At 70.4% G+C, this 24,747-nt stretch carries 32 protein-coding genes; 29 read left to right on the top strand and 3 right to left on the bottom strand.

Annotation, left to right across the window (positions count from 1 at the left end):
• Nucleotides 1–169: 169 nt before the first annotated feature.
• The 26 genes from G5C65_RS07730 (at nucleotide 170) to G5C65_RS07605 (ending at nucleotide 22,213) form a co-directional block, all read left to right on the top strand.
• A complete protein-coding gene (locus tag G5C65_RS07730) occupies nucleotides 170–469 on the top strand; it encodes an HNH endonuclease signature motif containing protein (RefSeq protein ID WP_165297897.1) in 300 nt (99 codons plus the stop codon).
• A gap of 294 nt (nucleotides 470–763) precedes the next feature.
• Complete coding sequence (locus tag G5C65_RS07725; protein ID WP_165297896.1) at nucleotides 764–1,348, top strand: bifunctional DNA primase/polymerase; 585 nt, start codon at nucleotides 764–766, stop codon at nucleotides 1,346–1,348.
• A gap of 51 nt (nucleotides 1,349–1,399) precedes the next feature.
• Nucleotides 1,400–1,888, top strand: coding sequence for a phage terminase small subunit (locus tag G5C65_RS07720; RefSeq protein WP_165297895.1), 489 nt, complete (start codon nucleotides 1,400–1,402; stop codon nucleotides 1,886–1,888).
• 14 nt (nucleotides 1,889–1,902) lie between these two features.
• Complete coding sequence (locus tag G5C65_RS07715; protein WP_165297894.1) at nucleotides 1,903–3,579, top strand: terminase; 1,677 nt, start codon at nucleotides 1,903–1,905, stop codon at nucleotides 3,577–3,579.
• 24 nt (nucleotides 3,580–3,603) lie between these two features.
• Nucleotides 3,604–5,019 (top strand): phage portal protein, encoded by a 1,416-nt coding sequence (locus G5C65_RS07710; RefSeq protein WP_165297893.1) that lies wholly within the window; start codon nucleotides 3,604–3,606, stop codon nucleotides 5,017–5,019.
• Nucleotides 5,012–5,812, top strand: a complete 801-nt coding sequence (locus tag G5C65_RS07705; RefSeq protein WP_165297892.1) for a hypothetical protein — start codon at nucleotides 5,012–5,014, stop codon at nucleotides 5,810–5,812. Before G5C65_RS07710 ends, G5C65_RS07705 begins: the two co-directional genes overlap by 8 nt.
• A gap of 62 nt (nucleotides 5,813–5,874) precedes the next feature.
• On the top strand, nucleotides 5,875–6,627 hold the full coding sequence (locus tag G5C65_RS07700) for a hypothetical protein (protein ID WP_165297891.1): 753 nt from the start codon (nucleotides 5,875–5,877) through the stop codon (nucleotides 6,625–6,627).
• A gap of 20 nt (nucleotides 6,628–6,647) precedes the next feature.
• Nucleotides 6,648–7,037, top strand: a complete 390-nt coding sequence (locus G5C65_RS07695) for a head decoration protein (RefSeq protein ID WP_165297890.1) — start codon at nucleotides 6,648–6,650, stop codon at nucleotides 7,035–7,037.
• A gap of 95 nt (nucleotides 7,038–7,132) precedes the next feature.
• On the top strand, nucleotides 7,133–8,098 hold the full coding sequence (locus G5C65_RS07690) for a major capsid protein (protein ID WP_338146270.1): 966 nt from the start codon (nucleotides 7,133–7,135) through the stop codon (nucleotides 8,096–8,098).
• Entirely contained in the window at nucleotides 8,095–8,436 is a 342-nt protein-coding gene (locus G5C65_RS07685) for a hypothetical protein (protein ID WP_206441350.1), read from the top strand. Before G5C65_RS07690 ends, G5C65_RS07685 begins: the two co-directional genes overlap by 4 nt.
• A 5-nt stretch (nucleotides 8,437–8,441) precedes the next feature.
• The gene (locus tag G5C65_RS07680) at nucleotides 8,442–8,882 is read left to right on the top strand and encodes a hypothetical protein (RefSeq protein ID WP_165297887.1); all 441 of its coding nucleotides are present in this window, start codon (nucleotides 8,442–8,444) and stop codon (nucleotides 8,880–8,882) included.
• Nucleotides 8,879–9,232, top strand: a complete 354-nt coding sequence (locus G5C65_RS07675; protein WP_165297886.1) for a hypothetical protein — start codon at nucleotides 8,879–8,881, stop codon at nucleotides 9,230–9,232. Before G5C65_RS07680 ends, G5C65_RS07675 begins: the two co-directional genes overlap by 4 nt.
• A gap of 4 nt (nucleotides 9,233–9,236) precedes the next feature.
• The gene (locus G5C65_RS07670; protein WP_165297885.1) at nucleotides 9,237–9,506 is read left to right on the top strand and encodes a hypothetical protein; all 270 of its coding nucleotides are present in this window, start codon (nucleotides 9,237–9,239) and stop codon (nucleotides 9,504–9,506) included.
• Complete coding sequence (locus tag G5C65_RS07665; RefSeq protein ID WP_165297884.1) at nucleotides 9,506–9,934, top strand: hypothetical protein; 429 nt, start codon at nucleotides 9,506–9,508, stop codon at nucleotides 9,932–9,934. Before G5C65_RS07670 ends, G5C65_RS07665 begins: the two co-directional genes overlap by 1 nt.
• Nucleotides 9,935–10,009: 75 nt before the next feature.
• Nucleotides 10,010–10,690: a phage tail tube protein gene (locus G5C65_RS07660; RefSeq protein ID WP_165297883.1), complete on the top strand. Its 681-nt coding sequence runs from the start codon at nucleotides 10,010–10,012 to the stop codon at nucleotides 10,688–10,690.
• Nucleotides 10,691–10,750: 60 nt separating this feature from the next.
• On the top strand, nucleotides 10,751–11,074 hold the full coding sequence (locus tag G5C65_RS07655; protein ID WP_165297882.1) for a hypothetical protein: 324 nt from the start codon (nucleotides 10,751–10,753) through the stop codon (nucleotides 11,072–11,074).
• Nucleotides 10,960–11,550: a hypothetical protein gene (locus G5C65_RS39055; RefSeq protein WP_241265628.1), complete on the top strand. Its 591-nt coding sequence runs from the start codon at nucleotides 10,960–10,962 to the stop codon at nucleotides 11,548–11,550. Before G5C65_RS07655 ends, G5C65_RS39055 begins: the two co-directional genes overlap by 115 nt.
• Before the next feature lie 6 nt (nucleotides 11,551–11,556).
• The gene (locus G5C65_RS07645; protein ID WP_165297881.1) at nucleotides 11,557–15,132 is read left to right on the top strand and encodes a phage tail tape measure protein; all 3,576 of its coding nucleotides are present in this window, start codon (nucleotides 11,557–11,559) and stop codon (nucleotides 15,130–15,132) included.
• A gap of 4 nt (nucleotides 15,133–15,136) precedes the next feature.
• Complete coding sequence (locus G5C65_RS07640; RefSeq protein WP_165297880.1) at nucleotides 15,137–16,039, top strand: hypothetical protein; 903 nt, start codon at nucleotides 15,137–15,139, stop codon at nucleotides 16,037–16,039.
• Nucleotides 16,039–17,184 carry a DUF5047 domain-containing protein gene (locus G5C65_RS07635; RefSeq protein WP_165297879.1) on the top strand — a complete coding sequence of 382 codons (1,146 nt, stop codon included), beginning with the start codon at nucleotides 16,039–16,041 and terminating at the stop codon, nucleotides 17,182–17,184. Before G5C65_RS07640 ends, G5C65_RS07635 begins: the two co-directional genes overlap by 1 nt.
• A 1-nt stretch (nucleotide 17,185) precedes the next feature.
• The gene (locus G5C65_RS07630) at nucleotides 17,186–18,118 is read left to right on the top strand and encodes a hypothetical protein (protein WP_165297878.1); all 933 of its coding nucleotides are present in this window, start codon (nucleotides 17,186–17,188) and stop codon (nucleotides 18,116–18,118) included.
• A gap of 11 nt (nucleotides 18,119–18,129) precedes the next feature.
• Nucleotides 18,130–18,744, top strand: coding sequence for a hypothetical protein (locus tag G5C65_RS07625; RefSeq protein ID WP_241265627.1), 615 nt, complete (start codon nucleotides 18,130–18,132; stop codon nucleotides 18,742–18,744).
• Between the two features lie 13 nt (nucleotides 18,745–18,757).
• Nucleotides 18,758–20,713, top strand: coding sequence for a right-handed parallel beta-helix repeat-containing protein (locus G5C65_RS07620; protein ID WP_165297877.1), 1,956 nt, complete (start codon nucleotides 18,758–18,760; stop codon nucleotides 20,711–20,713).
• Between the two features lie 73 nt (nucleotides 20,714–20,786).
• Complete coding sequence (locus G5C65_RS07615; RefSeq protein WP_165297876.1) at nucleotides 20,787–21,716, top strand: GH25 family lysozyme; 930 nt, start codon at nucleotides 20,787–20,789, stop codon at nucleotides 21,714–21,716.
• Between the two features lie 12 nt (nucleotides 21,717–21,728).
• Entirely contained in the window at nucleotides 21,729–21,968 is a 240-nt protein-coding gene (locus tag G5C65_RS07610) for a hypothetical protein (RefSeq protein WP_165297875.1), read from the top strand.
• 50 nt (nucleotides 21,969–22,018) lie between these two features.
• Nucleotides 22,019–22,213 (top strand): hypothetical protein, encoded by a 195-nt coding sequence (locus G5C65_RS07605; RefSeq protein WP_165297898.1) that lies wholly within the window; start codon nucleotides 22,019–22,021, stop codon nucleotides 22,211–22,213.
• A 73-nt stretch (nucleotides 22,214–22,286) separates the two neighbouring features.
• Here G5C65_RS07605 and G5C65_RS07600 read toward each other — a convergent pair whose 3' ends face one another.
• The 3 genes from G5C65_RS07600 to G5C65_RS07590 are packed head-to-tail and all read right to left on the bottom strand — an operon-like array spanning nucleotide 22,287 to nucleotide 23,624.
• Entirely contained in the window at nucleotides 22,287–22,523 is a 237-nt protein-coding gene (locus tag G5C65_RS07600) for a DUF397 domain-containing protein (RefSeq protein ID WP_165297874.1), read from the bottom strand.
• Nucleotides 22,523–22,750: a DUF397 domain-containing protein gene (locus tag G5C65_RS07595; RefSeq protein WP_165297873.1), complete on the bottom strand. Its 228-nt coding sequence runs from the start codon at nucleotides 22,748–22,750 to the stop codon at nucleotides 22,523–22,525. The genes G5C65_RS07600 and G5C65_RS07595 overlap by 1 nt, the downstream gene beginning before the upstream one ends.
• Nucleotide 22,751: 1 nt before the next feature.
• Entirely contained in the window at nucleotides 22,752–23,624 is an 873-nt protein-coding gene (locus tag G5C65_RS07590; RefSeq protein ID WP_165297872.1) for a helix-turn-helix domain-containing protein, read from the bottom strand.
• A gap of 216 nt (nucleotides 23,625–23,840) precedes the next feature.
• Between G5C65_RS07590 and G5C65_RS07585 the strand changes: the two genes are divergently transcribed.
• Genes G5C65_RS07585 through G5C65_RS07575 form a run of 3 tightly spaced genes read left to right on the top strand, consistent with a single transcriptional unit; the run spans nucleotide 23,841 to nucleotide 24,717 of the window.
• Complete coding sequence (locus G5C65_RS07585; protein ID WP_165297871.1) at nucleotides 23,841–23,999, top strand: hypothetical protein; 159 nt, start codon at nucleotides 23,841–23,843, stop codon at nucleotides 23,997–23,999.
• A complete protein-coding gene (locus tag G5C65_RS07580) occupies nucleotides 23,996–24,235 on the top strand; it encodes a DUF7848 domain-containing protein (protein ID WP_165297870.1) in 240 nt (79 codons plus the stop codon). The genes G5C65_RS07585 and G5C65_RS07580 overlap by 4 nt, the downstream gene beginning before the upstream one ends.
• On the top strand, nucleotides 24,232–24,717 hold the full coding sequence (locus G5C65_RS07575; protein ID WP_165297869.1) for a hypothetical protein: 486 nt from the start codon (nucleotides 24,232–24,234) through the stop codon (nucleotides 24,715–24,717). Before G5C65_RS07580 ends, G5C65_RS07575 begins: the two co-directional genes overlap by 4 nt.
• Nucleotides 24,718–24,747 lie beyond the last annotated feature (30 nt).

Below are 24,747 nucleotides of genomic sequence, written 5' to 3'. Positions count from 1 at the left end.
CCCCCACCCCGACACCCGTGCACCTGCGCGTCGGCGACAGCGAGGTACACGCCGGCGACCTCACCACCGACGCCGACCACTACCGACACGACCTCGCCGCGTTCCTCCGAGCCGTGGCCGACGTGATCGAGCACGGCACCGATGGCGACCAGGACGAGGACACCGAACCGTGAGCGGCGGATGGGCGGGCAGCGACCGGCGTAGCGAGCTGCCCGCAGACTGGCCGCAGCGACGCGCGCTCGTCCTCGACCGTGACGGCCACCGCTGCCGATGGCACGAGCACGGCGTCGCATGCGGCAAGCACGCGACCGAGGTCGACCACATCAAGCCGGGCAACGACCACCGACCCGAGAACCTGCAAGTACTGTGCACCGACCATCACGCGATCAAGAGCTCGCGCGAAGGCAACGCGGCGCGGTGGGCCGTGCGGCGGCAGCGACCGGCCGAGCGGCACCCCGGACTGATCTGACCGGCAAGACCGGCCCCGGAATCTGAGCGCGCCCCCTGGGGGGTAACTCCCCTCCCCCGCCCGATCGGGGCCTCGGGAGGTGCTGCGGCTCGGGTTCCGTACGGGTCTGGCCAAAACGGCCACGCTGCGGGGCGTGGGCGGCTCGCTGGCGGGCGAGCAGCGGGGCGGCAGGCTGATTTGATGGCGCGCGGACGAGGGGTCGCAGATCGCCTCTCAGTCTGTCGCCCCCATTCTGCAGAACGTAAACATGCAGGTCAGAGCACTAAAAGCGTGACATCGCGGTATACTGGACTCATGGAGAACCGGACGTGCGAGCAGTGCGGCGGGCCCATGCCGATCATGGCTCGGGCTCACGCTGTGACGTGCTCGCCGCGGTGCCGCAAGGCCCGGTCGCGCGCACGCCGCACGGTCCCGGCCGAACTCGCGCAGCGCCCGCGGTGGGTGCGCCGCACCTCATCGAAGGTGCCGGTCGCCGTCGACGGTGCGGTCGCGAGCAGCACGGACCCCGAGACGTGGTCGACGTACCGGGCCGCGGCCGCCTCGACGGCCGGTGCCGGGCTCGGGTTCGTCCTCGACGGCGACGGCGTCGTGTGCCTCGACCTCGATCACGCCCTCGACGACCAGGGCGAGGCGCTGCCGTGGGCGCAGCGCATCCTCGACGCCGCCGGGCCGACGTGGGTCGAGCGGTCGGTGTCCGGCGAGGGGCTGCACGTGTGGGGCACGGGCGCTCTGCCGCGCGGGCGCCGCATCACGGTCGACGGCGGCGGCTCGGTCGAGCTGTACGGCGACGGCCGGTACATCGCGGTCACGGCCGACACGTGGGGCGACACGCCTCGTCGGCTCGGCGACCTGCGGCACGTCCTCGACTCTCTGCTGTAGCGGCCCGACACGGGTGTGCTGCGGCGCGCACCCGACACGGGAGGTACAGCCATGGCCGGTATGGGACCGGCGCCGAAGGACCCGAGCCGTCGGGCCCGGCGCAACAAGGACGCGATCCCGCAGACCGTCTTGCGGTGGGAGCGTGCCGAACCCCCCGAGCTCCCCGACTTCCGGGTCGAACGCGACGGCGACCTCGTCGAGTTCGTGTGGCCCGAGCGCACCCGCGAGTGGTGGCAAATGTGGATCGACAGCCCACAGGCCGACCACTTCGGGTCGTCCGACTGGCAGTACCTACTCGACACCGCCCTGATTCACGCTCGGCTGTGGCGCGGCGAGCTGTCGGCCGCGGCCGAGCTGCGGCTGCGCGTCGCTGCGTTCGGCGCGACGCCGGCGGACCGGGCCCGGCTGCGCATGGTGTTCGCCGAGGCGGACGGGGCCGACGAGGGCCGCGGCGCGTCCGGCGCCCCGTCGGCGAAAGAACGTTACGGCCAACTGCGGTCGCTGCCCGGCGGGAAGACAGGCACGGGCAAGGGTGAGTAGTTCGGGGGTCCGTCATGCCGTGGCGGGGTCCTGAGTACGAGGGCGAGCTGCCCACCCTCGGGTGGCAGGTGCTCGACTGGATGACCGCGTATCTCGCGGCGCCGGACCGCCCCGAGTACGAGCCGTACGTGCCAACTGCCGAGATGGCCGAGTTCGTGCTGCGGTACTACGAGCTCAACCCGATCACGGGCCGCCGGATCATCCGGCGCGGCGTCGTCAGCCGGCCGCGCGGGTGGGGCAAGTCCCCGTTCGTGTCCGCGATCGCGCTCGCCGAGGCGTGCGGCCCGGTCGTCCCCAACGGGTGGGACGCGGACGGCGAGCCGGTCGGCATGGGTTGGGACCGGGTCCGTACGCCGCTCGTGCAGCTCGCCGCGGCGACGGAGAAGCAGACCGAGAACTCGTGGATGCCGCTACTCGAAATGGCGCGCTCGGGCCCGGTCGTCGACGAGTACGGGCTCGAACCGCTCGACACGGTCGTCTATCTGCGGCGCGGGAAGATCGAGCCGATCACTGCGAGCGCGACCTCGGCGAAGGGCGCGAAGGCGTGCTTCGCGAGCCTCGACCAAACCGAGGATTGGCTGCCCGCGAACGGCGGCCGGAAGCTCGCGAAGACCATGCGGTTCAACGCGGGCAAGATCGGCGGCAGCCTGATCGAGACCCCGAACGCTTTCACACCGGGCGAGGAATCGGTCGCCGAGCAGTCCGCGGCCGACTGGAAAGCGATACGCGAGGGCCGGTCGCGCGGCACGGGGCTGCTGTACGACCACCGCGAAGCGCCGGCCGACACCGACATGACCGACGAGCAGTCGCTCGTCTACGGGCTGCGGGTCGCGTACGGCGACAGCAGCGATCACCCCGACGGGTGCGTGCTGCACGACCCGCCGTGCGCGCCCGGGTGGTCGCCGATCGAGCGGCTCGCCGCGGATTTCTGGGACACCTCGAACGACCCGCAAGAGCTGCGGGCCGACTACTTGAACCAGATCACGCACGCCGCCGACTCGTGGCTGTCCGAGCCCGAGGTGCGCGCGGCGTCCGACCTCGACAAGGAAGTGCAGCCCGGCGAGCGGATCGTGCTCGGGTTCGACGGCTCGCGGAAGAGGAACCGCAAGGTCACCGACGCGACCGCCCTCGTCGGGTGCCGACTGTCCGACGGGCACGTGTTCCCCATCGGTGTGTGGGAGCAGCCCGACCGGATGCCGGTCAGCCCGGACGGCAAGCCGGGCGAGTGGCAGGTGCCGGTCGTCGAGGTGCTCGCGGCCGTGCACGAGGCGTTCGAGAAGTACGACGTCGTCGGCATGTATGCCGACCCCGCCAAGTGGGAAAGCCACGTCGCGGATTGGGAAGCGGCGTACGGGCGGCGGCTCAAGGTGCAGGCGACCCGCGCGCACCCCATCGAATGGTGGATGACCGGCGGCCGGTCCGTGCTGATCGTGAGGGCCCTTGAGAAGTTCCACACCGCCTTGACCGAGGGCGAGTTGACGCACGACGGGTCGTCGGCCCTCGTGCGGCATCTGCTCAACGCGCGCCGGCGGAAGACCCGCAGCGGCATTCAGATCACGAAGGAACACCCCGACTCGGCGAAGAAGATCGACGCCGCGGTCGCCGCCGTACTGGCGTGGCAGTGCCGCCTCGACGCGATCGCGGCAGGCGTCAACGTCGAGGAACCCGAGATGTGGGGCGGCACTTTCTGACGAGCCCGGAAAGGGGGCGACGACGTGCTCGACGACACCCCGGACTCGCCGGATTGGTGGCTGTTGCGGCTCGGCCGGAAGCTGCGCAAGCGGCAGGGACAGCTCGACGACTGGTGGCGGTACTACCGCGGGAAGCCGGATCTTCCGCAGCTCCCGCGGAACGCCGAACAGGCGTTCGTCGACTTCCAGCGCAAGAGCCGCACGAACTTCTGCGGGATGATCTCGAACGCGTCCGTTCACCGGCTGCTCGCCCTCGGGGTGACCGGCCCGGACGGGCAGCCCGACAGCGCGGCGTCGCGGTGGTGGCAGGCGAACCGGCTCGACTCACGGCAAAAGCTCGTGTGGCGGGTCGCGATGACGCAGAGCGTCGGGTACATGCTCGTCGGCCCGCACCCGACCCGGGTCGAGGACAACGGCCGCCCCTCGCCGCTGATCACCCCCGAGCACCCGCGCGAGTGCATCGTCGAGTACGACCCGGAGACCGGCGAGCCGTACGTCGGGCTCAAGGCGTGGCACGACGACGTCGACGGCTACGGGCACGCCCGCGTGTTCTACGACGACCGCAGCTTTCCGTACCGGACGCGCGAGCGTACGAGCGGGCGCCTGCCGTGGGGGCCCGACTCGTGGGTGTACGCGGGCGAGAGCGACGAGGGCGAGCCGCACGACCTCGGCCGTCTGCCCCTGGTCGAGTTCGCGCGCATGCCCGATCTCGGCGAGGACCCCGAGCCCGAGTTCGCGGGCGTGCTCGACATTCAGGACCGCGTGAACATGGGGATCTTGAACCGCATGGCGGCGTCGCGGTACTCCGGGTTTCGGCAGAAGTGGGTCAAGGGGCACCGGTTCGTGAAGCGCACCGACCCGGCGACCGGCATCACGGTCGTTGAGCAGCCGTTCACGCCCGGCCCCAATACGGTGTGGGCGTCCGAGGGCGAGAACGCGCAGTTCGGCCAGCTCGACGCGACCGACCTGCGGCCGTTCCTCGACGAACACGCGGCCGACGTCCGCGACATGCTGATCGTGTCGCAGACCCCCGCGTACTACTACGCGGGCGACCTGATCAACATCAGCGCGGACACCGTCGCCGCCCTCGACCTCATGCATGTCGCGAAGTGCCGCGAGCACATCGCCGCGTTCGGCGAGGGACTCGAAGACGTGATGAGCCTCGCAGCGGCGCAGGCCGGCATGCCCGAGGACTACACCGAGGCCACCGTGCGGTGGACCGACCCGCAATACCTGTCCCCGGCGGTCAAGGCCGACGCCGCGACCAAGCTGTCGAGCATCGGCTACCCGCTCGCGGTCATCGCGGAAGACATGGGCGAGACCCCGCAGCGGGTGCAGCGCATCAGCGCGGCCGCCGCGTCCGAGCGGCTGCTCGCCGCGTCGCTGCTGCCGGCGCCGACGGCCGGCAACCTGCCGGATGCGGGGGCGACGGATGAGTGAGGCCCTACAGACGGCGCTCACCGAGCGATACGACTCGCTGTCGACGTCGCTGCGATCGCGGGTGATTCAGTTCGTCCTCGACGCGTTCGACAGCCTCGGCGGTCATCGCGACGGCAACGCCGCCGAGTTCATCGAGCACGTGCTGCCGGTCGTGCTCGCCGCTCAGCAACAGATGGGGCAGATCACCGACGCCTATCTGTCCGCGATGATCGCCGACATGCTCGGCGGCGCGGCGGCGCCGACCGGCGTCGCCCTCGACGAGGCCCTGCGCGGCGTCGACCCGGCCGAGGTCTACACCCGGCCGTTCGTCACCACGTGGACGGCGCTTGCGCAGGGCAAGGCGTACGCGCAGGCGGTCGCCGAGGGCCGTACGCGGCTGCTGTCGATCACCGAGACCGACATGCAGCTCGCCCGGACGCACGCGGCCCGGCAGTCCATGCAGCGCGGCGGCGTGCGGTACTTCCGGCGCGCGCTGCGCGGCCCGGGGAACTGCGCGCTGTGCACGATCGCCTCGACGCAGCGGTACCGCGTCGAGAACCTCATGCCGATTCACCCGGGCTGCAACTGCAAGCCCGAGCCGCTCGTCGGCAACCGCGACCCGGGGCAGATCATCGACGAGGCGCTGCTGCGCGAGGCGCACGACGCCGTCGCGAAGGTAGTCGGGCAGTCCGACGCGGGCGGCCGTACACCGGATTACCGGCAGGTGATCATCACCCGCGAGCACGGCGAGTACGGGCCGCTGCTTGCCGTCCGCCGACACGAGTTCACGGGGCCCGACGACGTCTCGTCGTGACCCCGGGCGCCGACACGGCGCACCCCAATAGCTCACCCTGACCCGACACGGGAGACACCACCATGCGCACGCGCACCCTGCCCCGCCATGCCCGGACCGGGCAGCTCGCCCTCGGCTGGCGGAAGGCTCGCCACGGCGAGGACCCCGACGAGCTGTACCCGGTGTGGCCGATCCTCGGCGGCGCCGAGGACGGCGACGGCGGCGACAGCGGCGACCAGGGCGACGGCGACCAGGACGGCGACGACGGCGGCAACTCCGACAAGGGGTCGACCGGCGACGACGGCAAGGACTGGCGGGCCGAGGCCGAGAAGTGGCAGGCGCTCGCGCGGAAGCACGAGCAGCGTGCGAAGGAGAACGCCAGCGCTGCGAAGGAACGCGACCGGCTGCGCCGCGAGGGGCTGCCCGAGCAAGAGCGCAAGATCGACGAGGCGGTCGCGAAGGCGCTCGCCGAGGAACGGTCGAAGCACGGCGCGAAGCTCGCCCGGCAGGCGTTCCTCGCCGCGGCGAAGGGCGCGATCGAGAACGCCGCCGAGGTCGCCGACGACGTCAACCTGTCGCGGTACGTGGGCGACGACGGCGAGGTCGACGAGGCGGGGCTCGCCGAGCTCGTGAAGCGGCTCGCGCCGAAGAAGTCCGGCACGGACGAGAACGACGAGGACGACGACCGTGAGGGCGGGCGCGACACGCGTCGGCGCCGCGGCCGCGGATTCGACCAGGGCGCCCGCCGGAGCGGGGGCAAGGGCTCGGGCGGCGGCGTGGCTGCCGGTCGCGAGCTGTACGCCTCGCTGCTCGGCAAGGGCGCCGACAAGAGCTGACCACACGAAGGAAGCGGATCATGATCCTTGCTCAGGTAACCGAGCAGTTCGGGTCTGACGATCAGTCGTGGCTCGGGTCCGCGCACGGCACGGACTCGACCGAGACGATCGTTCTCGACACGAGCACATTCACCGCAAGCACCCACTACCCCGACGGGTATTTCAAGTCGGGTATCCCGCTCGCACTGATCGCCGAGACCGGGAAGTACGGGCCGTACGACACGGCGGCCGAGGACGGACGGGGCGCGCTCGTCGGGTTCCTGTTCGCCGCGGTCAAGGCCCCGGCCGACAACACCCTCGACCCCGCGGCCGCGCTGCTCACGCACGGCAAGGTGCGCGAGTCGAGGCTGCCCGTTCCCGTCGACGCCGACGGTAAGACCGACGTCGCCGGCTCGATCCGGTTCGTCTGAGAGGACAGATCATCATGAGTTGGACTCTCGACACCGAGTTCATCGAGCCGACTGAGCTCACCGGCCTTATCCGAGCCGCCCTCGCCGATCTTCAGGTGAACCGCTTCACGTTGTCGCGGTGGCTGCCGAACGTCGAGGTCGACGACATCGCGTACGAGTTCGTCAAGGGCGGCGGCGGGCTGTCCGAGACCGCGTCGTACCGCTCGTGGGACGCCGAGAGCAAGATCGGCCGCCGCGAGGGGCTCGGCAAGGTCATGGGCGAACTGCCCCCGATCTCCGAGAAGATTCTGCTCAACGAGTACGACCGGCTGCGTCTGCGGAAGCTCACCCGCGACGACGCGCTGCCGTTCATCGCGCGGGACGCGCAGCGTCTCGCCCGGAACATCGGCGCCCGGTTCGAGCTCGTGCGCGGGCAGACCCTCGTCAACGCACAAGCGCCGATCCCGGAGTTGCAGCAGACCGTCGACTTTGGCCGGTCACCCGAGCACTCGGTCGTCGCCGCGGTGCTGTGGTCAGAGCACGCGAACGCGACGCCGATCGACGACCTCGAAGCGTGGGTGCAGACCTACATCGACACCAACGGGTCGGCGCCGGCCGTGATCCTCATGCCGCGGCAGGTGTTCCAGAACATGCGGCAGTGCGAGCAGGTGCAGCGGCTCGCGTTCCCGCTCGCGCCCGCGGGGCAGACGCCGCTCGTCTCGGCCGACCAGGTCTCGACCGTGATCGAGTCCATGGGTCTGCCGCCGATCGAGATGTACGACGCGCAGGTGCGGGTCGACGGCACCTCGACCCGGATCACGCCGGGCAACGCGCTCGTGCTGCTGCCCGAGGCGGGCGCGTCGAGCGCGGCGTCGCCGACCGAGCTCGGCGCGACGCTGCTCGGTACGACGGCCGAGGCGCTCGAAGACGACTACTCACTCGCCCCCGGCGATCAGCCGGGCATCGTGGCCGGCACGTGGAAGACGAAGGACCCGGTCCGGCTGTGGACGCACGCGGCCGCGGTCGGTATGCCGATCCTGCGCGAGCCGAACCTCACGCTCAAGGCGCAGGTACTCGCATGAGCCGGCGGCGCCTGATCGCGTACGTGCACGTCGCCGGGGCTGTCTACGGCCCCGGCGACGACGTGCCGCCTGAGGTCGCCCGCCGGATCGGTGCCCATGCGTGGGCGTCGACCGACGGCGACCAGGACGACGGCGGCGAGCAGCAGCTCGACGACCAGGGCGACGGCGACCAGGCGCCGGCCCCGAGCGAGGCGCCGCCCCGCTCGGGCCGCGGCTCGGGCGTCGACGCGTGGCGCACGTTCGCCGAGCAGCACGACGTCGAGGTGCCCGCGGACGCCACCCGCGAGGACGTGATCGCCGCGTGCGAGGCGGCCGGCGTCATCGAGCCGGAGGTGTAGCAGCCATGAGCACGCCGACGCCGCCGCCGTTCGCGACGGTCGAGGACTACGAGGCCCGCGCGGGCGTCCGGCTCGTCGAGCCGCAGCGCTCGCAGGTCGAGGCGTACCTCGACGACGCGTCGGCGCTCATGCGGCGGCACATCCCGGCAGGGTTCACGCCGGACCCGGCGACGACGAAAGCGATCGCGGTCGCCGTCGTGCGCCGGGTCATGGCGAACCCGGGCGGGTACCGACAGAGGTCGATCGGCCAGTATTCCGAGACGCTCGGCGAGAACGGCGGTCTCTACCTCACCGAGGACGAGATCGACATGTTGCAGCCCGAGGACAACGCGGACCCGGACGCCGACGGCGCGTACACCCTCGGCATGCGCGACGAGGGGCTGCCCGGGTGGCGCCCCGACCCGTGCGACTGGCAGCCGCTCGGCTGGACACGGGGGCGGCTGTGATCGGGTCCGATCTGCTGCCACACCTTGTCGAGGTCGAGCACCCCGGAAAGACGACGGACCGGTACGGCAACACGGTCGACGACTGGTCGGCCTCGACCCGGACGCCGGTACGGGCGTGGTTGCAGCAGAACACCGGGGCCGAGGACACCGACCAGCGGAACGCGCAGATCGGCGAATGGCTCATGCTCTGCAACCCGGTCGATGTCCACGGCACCCCGCTCACGGTGCACGGCGAGGACCGCGTGCACTGGCAAGCGCTCGACTTCGAGGTGATCGGGCCGCCGGGGCCGGCGTACGCGCCGATCGAGCTGCATCACTACGAGATCCGGCTGAAATCGGTAGAGGGGTGATCCCATGGCTCTGAACCGCTTCCGGGCCCACCGTCCGGCTATCGCAGGGTTCCTGCGCACGCCCGGCACACGCACACTGATCGAGCGGAAGACCCGCGCGGGCGCGCAGTCCGCCGCCGCTGCTTCGACGGCGGCTGGGCAGTTCCGCACCGATGTCGAGACCGGCGACGAGCGCGTGCGTGGCGCCGTTATCGGCGACTACTCGACCAGCGACCCCGAGGTGTCCCGGGCCGCGCTGCTGCGCGGGCTGGACGGCGCCCGGAGCACCGGCTGATGCGTCGGCCGGTCGTCTTTCCCGATGCGGCCGTGCTCGTCGGGAGCTATCTGCGCTCCGGGCTCGCCGACATCGGGCAGCCGGTACACGTCGGCACACGCGTGCCCAACCCGCGGCCGCCGCAGTTCGTGCGGATCGAGCGGATCGGCGGCATGCAGCGTGACCTTGTCACCGACCGACCGCGGCTCGATGTGCACTGCTGGGGCGCGAGCGAGGAAGACGCGCACGACCTCATGCAGCTTGTGCGGGCACTGCTCGCCGACATCCGGGGATGGCGCGGCGCGACGGCTTACGACGTCGCCGAGGCCGGCGGCCCGAACCTGCTGCCGGACAAGGAAACGAGCTCGCCGCGGTACGCGCTCGCCGTCGAGATTTCCCTGCGCGGCCGCGCCCTAGCCCCGACCGCGGGCAAGCGCACCGCGGGCTGACACCGGCTTCCCCTGCCCTGAAACTCTCCCCCTGGGCGCGGTGCGCGCCGGGGTATCGCATTGGAGGACACTCCTATGTCCACACCGACGCCGACCGCCATCGAGGACGGTCTGCGCAACGACTACATCCGCAAGCAGCTCGTACAAGCCGTGTTCGCGGCGGACTTCTCGGCGGACGTGATCGACCAGCCGTTCGACGAGGAGACCGGCGCACTTTCGGCGATCCCGGCTGCGTACGTGCCCGTCGGCTACACCAGCGACGATGGACTGACCTTCACGAGCGATCTGTCGATGTCCGACGTCACGAGCTCGCAGTCGGTCGAGCCGACCCGCAGCGACGTCGAGTCGGATGTGCTGACGGCGCAGTACGTGCCGCAGGAGACCAATCAGGCGACGGTCGCACTCTTCGAGGGGCTGCCGCTGTCGGGCGAGGGAGCGCTGCCGGAGGTCGGCAAGCCGTGGTCGTGGAAGCGGTCGGCCGTGCCGAAGAATCCTTATCGCAGGTTGCTGTTCATCGGGCTCGACTACAACGACAGCGGCGAGGAGATCTACGTGATCAAGTTCTTCCCGCGGGCGCGGCTGACCGAGCGGGACGACGAGCAGTGGGCGCGCAGCACGGAGACACAGCGGCCGGTGACTTTCACGGCCTACCGCGACCCGGCGTTCAAGACTCCGTGCGCGAACTGGGTGGACGGTCCCGGGTGGCGCGTGTTCGCCCCTGCCGAGCCGCCCGAGCCACCGTCGGGTGATGAGTGAGCGCCCCCGCCGCCCCTTCGATGCTCTCCCCGCACTCCCTCAGGAAAGGCCGGTACAGCCATGAGCAAGCCCAGCAAGAGCCGGTACAAGCTGTCGGCGGTCAAGGCGTCGTACGCCGAGGCGGTCGGCGGCGAGCTCGTCGAGGTCGAGACCGACGACGGCAAGGTGTTCACGTTCCCGCACCCGATGTTCACCACCGATGATCTCGCCCGGGAGATCGACGCCGCCGAGGGCGACGAGGCGAAGGCGCGCGTGCTGCTCGGCGACCAGTGGAGCGACTTCGTCAAGAGCGGCGGCGACGCGAACGGGCTGATGCTCGTCTACGTGGCGGCCCGCATCGACATGCAGGACATGATGCAGAAGCACCGCCCTACGAAGAGGTAAGCGAGGAAGAAGCGGCCGGCGACGAGCCGGTCGAGATCGCTTACACCATTCTCGATGTCCTCGGCGATCACCCCGAGGCCGTCGAAGCGGATCTGATCCGGTACTACGGATACGCCCACGGGCCCGGCGGCCCGCTCGCCGCTTTCTGGCGCGGCGAGATGACGCTACGGCTGCTGCGCGTTCTGGTCGAGCATCTTCCGCCCGACTCGGCGACCGCCCGCGCGCAGGCCGGGCACCACTGGACGCATCGGGACTACGCGGCGGCCGACACGGTCGACCTGCTCGGGCTGCTGGTCACGCAGTTCGCGAACGCTCACCGGGATCCGAAGACGCCCGCGGCCCCGATGCCCGAGCCCGGATGGCGGCCGGGCGATCCGTCGCCCGACGAAGTCGAGGCGGCCAAGCACGAAAAGCAGACGCAGGCGCGCGCGGCGTACGACCGCATCACCTCGCAGGTACTCCCCGAAAGGGGGTGATCGATCGTGCCGGTCGAGGTCGGCGTCGGGTACGTCTCCATCGTCCCGGAGGTGCGCGGGTTCGCGGGGCAGTTGCGGCAGCAGCTCGCGCGGCCGTCCACCGTCGCCGGGCGGCAGGCGGGCGGAGCGGCCGGCCGGTCGTTCGGCGCCGCGATGAAGACCGGCGTCGCCGTCGCGGGCGCCGCCGTAGCGGCCGGGGTCGCCGGTATCGGGGTCGCCGCGGTCAAGACCGCCGGTGACTTCGAGGCCGGGATGAACCGGGTCAAGGCGGTGTCGGGGGCGACCGGGGCGGAGTTCACGCAGCTCGAAGACCTCGCGAAGAAGCTCGGTTCGACCACGCAGTTCTCGGCGACCGAGGCGGCCGAGGCCATGGGCTTCCTGTCCATGGCGGGATTCGACGCCAAGGACACCATGACCGCGCTTCCGGGCGTGCTCGACCTCGCCGCGGCCGGTGCGATCGGGCTCGGCGACGCCGCTGACATCGCGTCGAACATCCTGTCGGGCTACGGGATGAAGACGAAGGACATCGGGCGTCTCAACGACGTCCTCGCCAAGACCTTCACCTCGGCGAACGTCGATATGCAGATGCTCGGCGAGAGCTTCAAGTACGTCGGTCCCGTCGCCGCCTCGGCCGGGATCAAGTTCGAGGAGACGTCGGCCGCGATCGGGCTGCTCGGCAACGCCGGCATTCAAGGGTCCGAGGCCGGGACCGCGCTGCGCGGCTCGATCGCGAACCTGCTCAAGCCCTCGGCCGAGGCCGCGGAGACGCTCGACAAGCTCGGCGTCTCGGTCACGGACTCGCACGGCGAGCTGCTGCCGCTGGTCGACATCGTCGAGCAGTTGGAGAAGTCGGGCGCGAAGACGGCCGACATGATGTCGATCTTCGGCCTTGAGGCCGGGCCCGCGATGCAGGCGCTCGTCTCACAGGGGTCGGGTGCGCTCAGGGACCTCACGCAGGATCTGGAGACGTCGGGCGGCACCGCCTCGAAGATCGCCAAGACGCAGAACGAGGGGCTGAACGGCTCCATCAAGGCCCTCAAGTCGGCGTGGGAAGGGCTGCTCATCGCCATCGGCGACAGCGGGCTGCTCGACGGCGTCACCGCGCTCACGGAGAAAGCAACGGGGCTGGTCAGCGCCGTATCGAAGAGCGAGGCCGTCACCGAAGGGCTTCCCGTCGCGCTCGGCGCGGTCGAGTCGGCCGCGGTCTCCACCGCTGGCGGAGTCAAGGCGGTCGGGGGAGCGCTCGCCGACGGGGCCCGCTGGGTGCGCGACTACGGCGCGTGGCTCCTGCCCTTCGGTGTGGCCCTGGCGGGCATCGGTGTGACGATGGGCGCCTCGGCGGCCGTGACCGGGGTGACGACGGCTGCGATCTCGGCGTACCGCGGTGTGCTCGTCGCGACAGCCGCAGTCACACGCGGCTATGCGGTCGCGCAGGGCGTGCTCAACGCCGTGATGAACGCGAACCCGGTCGGGCTGATCATCACCGGGATACTCGCGCTCGGTACCGCCCTGGTCGTCGCGTACAACAAGAGCGAGACCTTCCGGAACATCGTCCAAGGTGCCTGGTCGGGCATACAGACCGCGGCGTCGTTCGCGTGGTCGTACCTGCAACCGGTGATCTCGGGCATCTGGACCGGGTTGCAAGCGATCGGGTCGGCCGCGTCGTGGCTGTGGACGACCGTCCTTGCGCCCGTGTTCTCCGCTATCGGCCTTGCGGCGAAGGTGCTGTTCGCGGTCGTTGTGGTCGCCGTCATCACGCCGATGGTGCTCGCCTTCAAGGTCCTCGGCGCCGTGGCCGGGTGGCTGTGGAACGCGGCGATCGGCCCCGCCTTCCGCGGCATCGTTGCTCTCGCGTCGTGGTGGTGGGCCGGTGTGAAGCTCTATTTCGGACTGGTGAAGGCCGGGTTCACCGGCGTCGGCCGTGTCGGGATGTGGCTGTACCGCAACGCGATCCAACCGGCGTTCCGCGGAATCGTCGCAGTCGCGTCGTGGTGGTGGAGCGGCGTGAAGGTCTATTTCGGGCTGGTCAAGGCCGGCATGCGGGCTGTCGGGGCCGTCGGGACGTGGCTGTACCGCAACGCCATTCAGCCCGCGTTCCGGGGGATCGGCTCGGCCGCGTCCTGGCTGTGGTCGAAGGCGCTGAAGCCGGCGCTCGACGCGGGGAAGCGGGGCGTCGCGCTCTTCGGAGGGGCGTTCGATACCGCGAAGACGGCGATCGATAAGGCGTGGTCGCAGGTCTCGAAGATCGCGGCGAAGCCGGTGAACTTCATCATCGAGTTCGTCTACACCAAGGGCATCAAGGCGGTGTGGGACAAGGTCGCCGGGTTCGTCGGGCTCGGCAAGCTGCCCAAGGCGCCGAAGCTGCTCGCGTCCGGCGGCACCCTCGGCGACGAGTGGGGCCCGGCGCGTCCGATGAAGGTCAACCGGCCGACGGCGATCGTCGGCGAGGGCGACCCGAGACATCCCGAGTACGTCATCCCGACCGACCCCAAGTACCGCGGTCGGGCCCGCGCGCTGTGGGAGGCCGCCGGTCATCAGCTGATGGCCGACGGCGGCGTGCTCGGCAAGCTCAAGGGGTGGGGGAGCTCGGCGGTCGACTGGACCGTCGACAAGGCGAAGAAGATCGGCGGCGTCGTGATGGACGGCGTCCGTTTCCTCAGCCACCCGGGGAAGATGTGGGACAAGGCGACCAAGTTCGTCCGCGACAAGATCGCGAAGATCGGCGAGTCGAAGTGGGCCAAGGTCGCCGGCCGTATCCCGCTCAAGATGCTCACCGGGTTGAAGGACAAGATCGTGGGGGCGGCGACGTCGTTCTTCGGCGGGGGCGGCAGCACGAACATCGGCGGGTCGGGTGTCAAGCACTGGGCCCCCTTGGTGCTGCAAGCCCTGCGCATGGTGGGACAGCCGGCATCGCTGCTCAACACCGTGTTGCGCCGGATGAACCAGGAGTCCGGCGGCAACCCCAGGGCCATCAACCGGTGGGACGTCAACGCCAGGAACGGCACGCCGTCCAAGGGCTTGATGCAGGTTATCGACCCGACGTTCCGCGCGTACGCAGGGCGGCTGCGCGGCCGCGGGGTGTGGGATCCGCTCGCCAATATCTACGCCAGCATGCGCTACGCGCTCAGCCGGTACGGCTCGCTCTCCCGCGCCTACAACCGGCGCGGTGGGTACGCCACGGGTGGCCGGCCGCGGCCCGGTGAGCTCGCGTGGGTAGGCGAGGAAGGGCCCGAGCTCGTGCGCTTCGGCGGCGGGGCGCGGGTCTGGGATAGTCGCAGCTCGCTCGGCGGCGTCCAGGCGCTCACGGCCGCGACCGAGCGGCTTGCCGACGAAGTCGGCGCCGCCCGCGTCGGCGGCGTCCGCGCCGCCCTCTCCCAGCTCGACACCGACGCCGTGCGCCGCATGGCCGCGGCGGTACTGCCGGTGACCGGACAGCAGCCGCACGGCGGTTTCGAGGACGGGCAGCAACTCGCCCTCGTCCTGGCCGACGGCACACAACTCGACGCTTACGTCGACACCCGTGTCGACGCCGGTCTGACTACCGCCCGGCAGCGCAGCCGTGCCGGTGCGAAACGGAGGTAACCCGATGCCGATGATCGTCGACCCGTCCGCACCGCCGGTGACGCCGCCGGAGCGGGTCACCTCGCCCGACGGGTGGCTCGCTGCGCTCGTCGACGAGCGGTGGGCCGGGGTGGTGCTGTCGTACAACGCCGCTTCGCCCCCGGGAGGCGGCGAGGCGGCGCCCCGAGCGGCCGACATCCGGAAGGTGCGGATCGAGCGCCAAGACCCCGGCACGGCCGTGCCCGTGCCGGTGCGCTCCGGAGACGCGGCGTGGGCAATCGAGGGCGTCGGCACCGCGTACGACCATGAGGCGCCGCTCGGTGTGGCCGTGATCTACTCCGCGACACCCGTATACGCCGATGGCAGCACCGGCCCGGCGTCGAGCCTCGCAGTCACCGTGCCGGCCCCGGAGCCGGGCGACGATCTCGATCTGTGGGTGAAGTCCCTCGACGAGCCGGGGCTGTCACTGCGCGTGGTGATCGTGGGGTGGGACAGCCCGAGCAGTGCCGGGCGGCAGGATGCCCTCGACGCGGCGGGCAGCCCGTACCGGGTCGTCGCCTACGACGCGCACGGCGCCGAGACGGTGAAGGTCACCGTCGACGTGCCACCCCGCGACGTCGACCAGGTGCGCGAGCTGCTGCGCTCCGGGGTGCTGCTCGCCCAGGTACGGCCCGCGTACCTGACGCGTGACGCGTTCTTCGTCCCGGACGACATCACCGGTCCGTCGCCGACGGGCAAGCTCGGATCGTCCGGGGGCTACCAATTCGCGTTCACCATTGAGCCGATCGACCGGCCGGACACCGCCGCGCAGCCGATGCGCATGCCGGGCTGGTCGTACGACACCGTCGCCGAGCGGTTCGACTCGTACGAGAGCGTCGCCGCCTCCTACGACTCATACGCGTCGCTGTCGACCGACGGGATCACCTGATGATGCGGCTCCCCCCGCAGGTGTGTGCCGCACTGCCCACAGCCACTCGCCGCACCGTTCGGGCCGAGTGGTCCAACGACGGCGGGGCGAACTGGCAGCAGTGCACGGTCGGGTCGGCCGAGGTGAAGCCGGACCGCACCGCGGAATGCCGGTGGTCGGGCACGGCCGACCTGATCGGCGTACCGACCGGACGCGGCGGCGTGAACGTCGCGGCGACGCATGTGCGGCTGTGGGAAGGGATCGCACCGCCGCGCGGCGACACGTACTGGGTGCCGGCGGGGTGGTACGTCGTCGACCAGGTACGCGAGGGCCGCACCGCGGCAACGGTCAACCTGCTCGGGCTCGAAGACGTGATCCGGGGCGCTGCGCTGCCGGTGGCACGGTCCATCGCGGCCGACACTGCCCGCCATATCGCCGCGGCCCTGGTCGCCGAGGCCCTGCCGTCCGCCGTCGTGTCATGGAAGCGGGGTGTCGACGCCGATGCCCGCATTCCGGCGTTCCTCGTCGACGAGGAACGGTGGCAGGCACTCAGCGGCGGCACCGACAGCTCGGGCACCTCGACCGGGATCGCTCCGGCGCTGGGCGCCGAAGTGTGGGCAGACGCCCGCGGCATCATCACCTTCGGCCCGGTACCGACCCTCGACGACTCCGTCGTATGGCGCCTGCCGTACGGGCAGGGCCGCGCCTACCCGGCTCGGGAGCAGTCAGCCGACGGGCTCGTGAACTGCTGGGTCGTCTCGGGCGACAGCGGTGACGGACAGCCCGCGGTTGGCCCGGTCGCGGTGTGGGACGGCAACCCGTACTCGCTCACCTACGCCGGGCCGGACCCTGTGCGCGACCCTCTCGCCCCGCAACGGCTCGGCCTTACCGGGTTGCGGCTGCGCGTCGAGCGGTACGCGTCGGCGCTGATCACCGGCGCCGCGCAGGCGCACACGGTCGGCGCCGCGAAGCTCGCCGACAGCCTCGGCGTGCAGAGCTCACTCTCGTTCGACATGTACAGCCATCCCGGCATCGAGCCGGGCGACGTCGTCGAGGTCGAGGTCGACCCCGGGGTGTGGGAGCGCCACATCATCGACGCCTGCCCGCGCACGCTCGGCGCCGCGTCGATGACCTGCCAGACACGTACATCAGCACGGAGGCTTTGACGTGGGAGTGCGAGAGCAGCTCGGCGAGGACATCGCACGGCTGGGCAACGGCGCCGCCGCGGGGAAGACGGTCACGGTGCAAGTCGTCGACGTCACCGACTCCGGCGCCGTCAACGTCGACTACGGCGGTGCGCTGCTGCTCGACGTGCCGTGCACCGACGCCTACCGCAACCGGGCGGCCGGTGACTGGGTCGCGATGCGCCCCGGCACACAGCCGGTCGTGATGTGGCGCTTGGGCGACGACCCGAAGGACGCCGACGAGAGCCGGATCGGCGAGATCGCCGACGGCATCGCGCACAACGTACAGGTTGTGCGCGCGGCGACCTGGGGCACCGATGGCCCCCGGGGCAGCGGGTGGCAGACGGTGAACGGGCTGTTCATGCGCAAGACCTCGCAGGGCAAGGTCGAGCTGTACGCACAGGTCGACAACCCGACCGACACCTCGCCGGACGCGCCGGCCGGGCGGCCGCCGCCCGCCGCCAAGGTGGTGCCGACGAGCTCGGGGTCGTGGCGAGGCGGGCGTCCGGACGACTACGCGACGACGCCGACCCAGGGCGACGGAACAGGCGCCGGGAACCGGCGCGGCGCATGGTTCTACGGCACGCAGATCACGGACGCGTGCGCGGGCCAGGCGGTAGCGAAGATGACCGTCGCCTTCGCCCGCAAGCGGAACACCGGCGTCACATCCAAGCGGCCGATGCACCTCTACCTGCACGACCACGCCTCGCCCCCGGGCAGGCAACTCAACCTCGGCGCGGGCCCTCAAGAGCTGCTGTCGCTGTCGGCCGGCGCGAAGGGCACGGCGACGCTCCCCGTGTCGTGGCGCGACGCGCTCGCATCCGGCGCGGCCCGCGGGCTGGCGATCTACGCCAGCGGCCGCACCGACTACGCCGCCTTCACCGGCGGCACGATCACGATCTCGTTCTCTGCGTAAGGAGAGTGCCGGTGGCGACCATCGGATACGCCCAGCTTCCCGTTCCGGCCGGCGGCGACAGCCCGACCGTCCCGGCCGATATCGCCGAGCTCGCCGAGGCGGTCGACCCGCATCTGCTGCAGCTCGTCGAGGACCAGGCCGACCGCGACAACCGGCTCGCAGACGGCCCGGCGCAGCTCCTCGCGATCGCGGCCGACGGCACGACGTGGCTCAAGGCGTCCGCGTCCGAGAACACATGGATCACCTTGTGGGAGCCGCTGCCCGACTGGCGGCCGATCACGCTCAAGAGCGGGTTCGAGACCGGTGACGTCGGAATCGGCATCAGGCGGCGCGACCTGCGGGTGTCGATGAAGGGCCGGATCACCCGCACCGACGGAGCCAAGATCGACGCACCGAACGCCGTGAACCTCGGCAGTGTTCCGGCCGACTGCACCCCGGACGGGCTGCGCACCTGGGCGTCGGCGTGCTCGATGGCCGGCCCCACCATCAACGCTGCCGGGCGTCTCGAAGTGCTCGGCAAGAACACCAGCAGCAGCTACGGGGACCCCGGCGACCTCCTGTGGTGGTACCAGGGCGAGACCGGCACCCCATGGGTGGATATCTCCGGCGATTACTGGATGGACTGAGAGGAAACCACACGTGCCGCTCTACACATACGGCAGCAACGGCGCCGCCGTCCTCACGGACGCGACCGGAAACGTGATGCCCGACTATCCCGTGATCGTGCGCGTCGCCGACACGGGGCAGCCGGTGACCGCGCTGTACGAGGCAGACGGGAAGACCCCGATCGGCGAGCTGCGCAGCAACCCCGCCGACAGCGACACCCCCGGCGCGATCCGCGCGTTCAAGATCCGCGACATCCTCGGTATCGAGTACGAGTACAACGGCATCTCAGGGCAGCCGGTGCGCTGGTTCGAAGAAGGCCGCGAGGTCGGCGCAGGTGCGCTGGCTGTCGCGCGGGAGGCGCTCAAGGGGCTCGACGGCAAGCTCGACGCGACCGGCGGAACCATCGACGGCGATCTGACGGTCACGGGGAAGCTCACTGTCGACGGAGGGCTGCCCGGCGGCGGACTCGACGCCGCGAGGATCTTCGATGTGCGACAGAGGGGCGCGGCCGGCGATGGCGAGAGCGACGACGCCCCGGCGATCCAAACCGCGCTGAACGCGGCCCGCGACACCGGCGGCGGCGTCGTCCTGGTCCCGCCGGGCACGTACCGGCTCGTCACGCTGCCGCTGAGGATCTACCGGAACACGCACCTGCGGTGTCTGCCCGGTGCCCGGATGGTGCGGGCCGCGGCCGTGACGGTGCTGCTGAACGGCGACGCCGGACAGCAGCACGGCGGGTACAGCGGGCACGGCGACATCAGCGTCGAGGGCGGCGTGTGGGACATGCACGGCACCGTCGTCACGCCGGCGAACGTGTGCATCTCGATCGGGCACGCCGAGCGGGTCACCGTCCGCGACGTGACCGTGCTCGACGTCCCCGGGTACCACGCGATCGAGTTCAACTCGACGAAGACCGGCCGCGTCCTGAACTGCAACTTCCTCGGCTACACCGACCCGGGCGGCCGCGACTTCAGCGAGGCAGTGCAGCTCGACCTCGCGAAGGGCCCGGCGTACTTCGGCGGGTTTGGCCCCTACGACGACACCCCGTGCGCCGACATCCTGATCGATGGCTGCACCTTCGGCCCGTCCGGCACTCGGGGCACGACGTCATGGCCGCGCGGGATCGGCTCGCACTCGGCGTCACCGGACAAGCAGCACCGCGACGTGCGCGTGACCAACAGCCGGTTCGAGGGCTGCACGCAGTACGCGATCGTCGCGTACACGTGGGAGAACGTCGTGATCGAGGGCGTGCAGATGCGCGACTGCGGCGGCGGCATCCTCGTACACCCCCTCGACAGCAGCAAGACCGCGCACCGCACCCCGGCCGGCGGCAGCTCGCCGACGATCAGCGGCTCGCAGCCGCTCGCCGGGTTCACCATCTCCGACGTGACGATGACCGGCGGCGGCACCTACGGTGACACCGTCGAGATCACGGGCGAGGAGACCGGCTATCTCTCGCTCGTGAGCGTCGATCAGATCAGCGTCACCGGGGTCGCCAGCAACGCCGTACGCCTCACGCACGTCGAGGACTACGCCGTACACAAGGTGCTCGCCGCGGGCACCGGCGGGACGGCGATCAGCTCGCTCGGCACCCGCCGCGGCCGCATCGAAGCATGCGCCGTCAACGGCTCGGGCGGCGCCGGCATCACCGTCGATTCCCGCTCGACACCGGCCGCCCCGGCGACGCACGTGACGATCTCCGGGTGCCAGGTGACCGATACGGCCGTGAACGGCGTACACCTGTGGTCCGGCACCGACGTGACCGTGACCGACTGCGACCTGCACGATCTGACCGGCTACGGCATACAGATCTCGACGTCGGCGGCCCGGCCGCGGCTCATCGGCAACCGCGTGCGCGGGACGACGTCGAACGGCATCAACATCACATCGACCGTGACCGGCGTGCAGCGGTGGGGCAACGTCGCCAACAGCATCAACGACGCGTCGAAGAGCCCGAACACGTCACCAAGCGATGTCACCACCGGCTGACCACCTGTCGTGCTCCGTCCACGTCCCGAGCCGTCCGGCCGGGGCGTTTCTTCATGCTCGAAAGGAGATCGCCATGGCCATCACGGGCGTCGACGTCTCGTCGTACCAGCCCGAGCGCTTCAGCACCCGAGGCCACCACTTCGCGATCATCAAGGCCACCGAGGGCCGCTCGTACGTCAACCCGCACCAACGTGGGCAGGCTGCGCACGCCCGCGCGGCCGGGCTGGTCGTGGGCTTCTATCACTTCCTGTGGCCCGGGAACATCAAGGCTCAGGCCGCGTACTTCGTCGAGAAGTGTGCGAGCGTCCAGGGCGACATACTCGCTCTCGACTGGGAGCGCACGAGTGCGGGCACCGCCGCGACTTCCGCGGAGAAGGACCAGTTCATACGGGAGGTGCAGCGGCTCCGGGGCGATACCCACCGGGTGATCCTGTACTGCAACGTCGACTTCTGGCTGCGCCGTGACACCTCCTCCTTCGCAGGTGACGGGCTGTGGATCGCGCACTACAACGGGAAGCCGGGCAAGCCCGGCATTCAGGCGCCGTGGGTGATCCACCAGTACACCGACCGACCCGTCGACACCAACGTCGCCGCGTTCGCGAACCGCGAGGCGCTCGCGAAGTGGGCGGGCACGACGTCCGGTAAGCCGACGCCGCCGAAGAAGCCCAAGCCGACCCCGAAGCCGGGCGGAACCGCATACACCGTGCGGTCGGGTGACACGCTTTCCGGCATCGCGGCCCGGCACGGACTCTCGCTGTCGGCGCTGCTCGCCGCGAATCCCTCGTACAAGAGCCACCCGAACCTGATCCACCCCGGCGACAAGGTCAAGATCCCCAGCCAGGGAAGCGGCAGCACGACGCGCCGCCACCGAATCCGCCCCGGCGACACCCTCTCTGCCATCGCGGCCCGCTACGGCACCACCGTGGCCAAACTCGCCAAGGCGAACGGCATCAGCAACCCCGACCAGATCTACGTCGGCCAAACCCTCAAGATCGTCAAGTAAGGAGGCGCCGCCATGTCCGACGCCACTCGCCGCACCATCCGCACCGCCGTCGCGTGGGTGCTCTCCCTCGCCGCGGCGCTTCCCGCCATCGTCGATGCGTCCGGCATCCCCGCATCCCTGCCCTGGGTCGCCGGGGCACTCGCCGTCGCCGCGGCTGTCACCCGCGTCATGGCGCTCCCGGCCGTCGACGCCCTGCTGCCCCGCTGGCTGCGAAAGGAGCCCCCGCCCGACGACGCCGAGGCTCGCCCGTGACCGACCAGCACCCCGACGTCGCCGTCGAGCTGGAGAAGCTGCGCGGCACCATGGCCGAGGGGTTCGCCCGCGTCGACGGCTCGCTCGCCCTGCTCGTCCAGCGCAGCGAACAGACCGACAAAGCCCTCGACGACCACGACAAGCGCATCACCAACCTCGAACATCGCCAGTGGCCCCTGCCCAGTCTCGCCGCACTGGTCGGCGTCGCCGGGCTCGGCCTCTCCCTCTGGCAGATCACCCACTGACAACGCCGCCCCCGGTACGGCCTCGCCAGGCCGTACCGGGGGCGCTCTCTGCGTTCCAGCGCGGTGATCAGGCTTACGACGGCAGGTCGAACTCGCCGTCGCGCACGCCGAGGGTGAAGGCTTGCCACTCGGCAGCGGTGTACCGCAGGACCGTCCCGTTGGGGTCCGCAGGATTCCGCATCGCGACGGCTCCGCCGGGTAGCTTGGCGATCTCTAGGCGATCGCTGGGTGTGCTACCTGGCGCGCTGAGCCACGTCACGCCGGACAGGTCCAGCGCGTACAGCTCAGCTTTCTCGCGGGCGTCTGTCATCAGGCCGACAGGGTGTCCTCTGCCACGGACGCCAGGAACGCGCACCATGCCCGCCGGGACACACGTGCAGCCGGGATGTCGACGTTCTTGGAGTCGCGCACAGCGACGCCGGCGGCCCCCGGGGTGTCGGCGACCTCGACGCAGTTGCCGTTGCCAGCGGTGTAGGAGCTCTTGCGCCACACAACGTCGGCAAGGTCGACCGCGTACAGGTCGGCCATTTCGCTCATTTCAGACCAACTCTTTCTCGATACGTCCGACCAGCTCAACGCTATCTTCCTCTGACTGCGCGGCGGCTGACAAGTTTCGAAAGAGTCGGTTCATGCGTCGCAGCGCGAGTGGATCATCGCGGAAGTTCGTCGTGTTGTCGGCGGACTCGGTGAACGCTACGTCGGTACTGGTGTCTTTCCCAATGCCGAAGAGGGTGAAAGCTCCCGTACTGGCTGCCTTCTCGCCCGCATCAAACGGGATGACCCGGAACTTCACGTTGTCGAGGCTCGCCGCCTCCCGCAAGCGGCGGAGCTGCCCGCGCATGACCTGGGTGCCGCCGACGCGCAGACGCAGGGCAGCCTCGGTTACCACAGCCTCGAAGAGCATGGGGACGTCATCGCGTAGGCGCTCTTGGCGGCGCATCCGGACTTCGACGAGGCTCTCGACCTGATCAGGGCCAAGAGCGGTGAAGCTGACACCCGTGACGGCATGTGCGTACTCGGCGGTCTGCAACGGGCCGGGGATCAAGAGCGGCTGATACTCGCAGCAGCACGTCGCCTCAGCTTCGTACGCGAGGAACTCGGCGTAGTTAGCCGAGATCACGTCCGCGTACGCATCCCACCATGGCGGGATGCGCTGCATGGCCCGCGTCATCAGCTCTTCGAGCTCCGCACGCTTCTCGCCGTCAACCTCGTACAGCTCCATCAGCCCCGCGAAGTCCTTGCGCGTACACATACGTTTCGCGAGCTCGATGCGGCTCACCTTGGAGTTGTGGCAGTTGAGATGAGCGCCGACCTCCTCTGTCGTAAGTCCTGCTCGGTCGCGGAGTATGCGCAGCTCAGAACCCAGCTTCCGCCTGGCAGTGAGCGGGCTACCGCTGCTGACGACGGCCATGTGCCCCTCCATCTCCCTTGTCGCCTCGTGTCGTTGAGGGTAGCGCGGCGTGCATTCCGAACGCCGTGCGTAAGATTGGCAATCTGCCACACAACCGCTTGACTGATTGGCAATGTGACCCACACCATGTCACGAGTTGCTGAGCGTGTGCCCCCAACTCCGCAGCGACTACCGCTTGTTGCTGCTGCACGTTCGGAACGGCTGGAGGTGTGAGCGATGAGCGACCAGACACCCGCTCCCGATCAGCAGGGACAGCAGCAGGACAGAGGCGAGCTGCCCAATTCGGAAGACCTCAGCCGAAGGCAAGTGGAGTTGTCGGCCGAGGTACGCGAGCACCTCGCGAAGCTTCGGGGAGAGGGAGAGGCGAAGCAGTGACGCGTACCGTCTTCCGCTTCCGCGAGTACACGATCGTCCCCGACACCGAGCCCGATGCGAAGCCGACCAGGATCGTGATGCGGTGCGCGGTGTGCGGGGAGACCGGCGCACCGAGTGAGAGCACCGAGGGCTCGCCGGTCTGGGCGGCGCGGCATCTCAAGGCCAACCCCGAGCACCTCTCGTTCGACGAGGTCGTCACGCGCCCTTACCGGGCCGTCCCCGGGGACTTCCTGTGATCGGCGGTACGCACTCCCTCACCCTGAGCGCCACGTCCGTGGCGCCGCCGGCGCGTCACGGACTGTGGTGCGAGTGCACGCTTGTCCAGCTCGACGACGAGCGAGAGTGGCTGCTCGCCGGGTACCGGGCCCCGAGCCCGCGGCTCGCCCTGCGGTGGCTGCAACACCAGTCGCACCACCTCTCCGGCCTGATCGATCCCCGCCCCGACATGCTCTGGGCCCCCGTCGGTCTGCTGCATCCTCTCGATGACGCCCTCGACGTCGAACGCGCCCCCGATCCGGCGTCCGCGCTGCGCAGATGGCGGGACGACGTCGCCGAGCACGACCAGGCCCTACAGGCGATGCGCGACGGCTCGCTCTACAGCTTCACCGCGGCCGACTCCGAGCTGCGCTACCGGCTCTCCACCCGCCCCATCCTCGCCGCCGCCTCACCGCACCACATCCCGCCGATCACGACCCGCCGCTACGGCAGCGCCGCGTGATCCGGCAGAAGGCGGGCGCCACCCACGAAC

It is taken from the genome of Streptomyces boncukensis, assembly GCF_011045075.1.
GTDB classification, from domain to species: Bacteria; Actinomycetota; Actinomycetes; order Streptomycetales; family Streptomycetaceae; genus Streptomyces; species Streptomyces boncukensis.
Note: the sequence above shows the minus strand (reverse complement) of the source record. Positions and strands in the feature narration are given on the sequence as shown.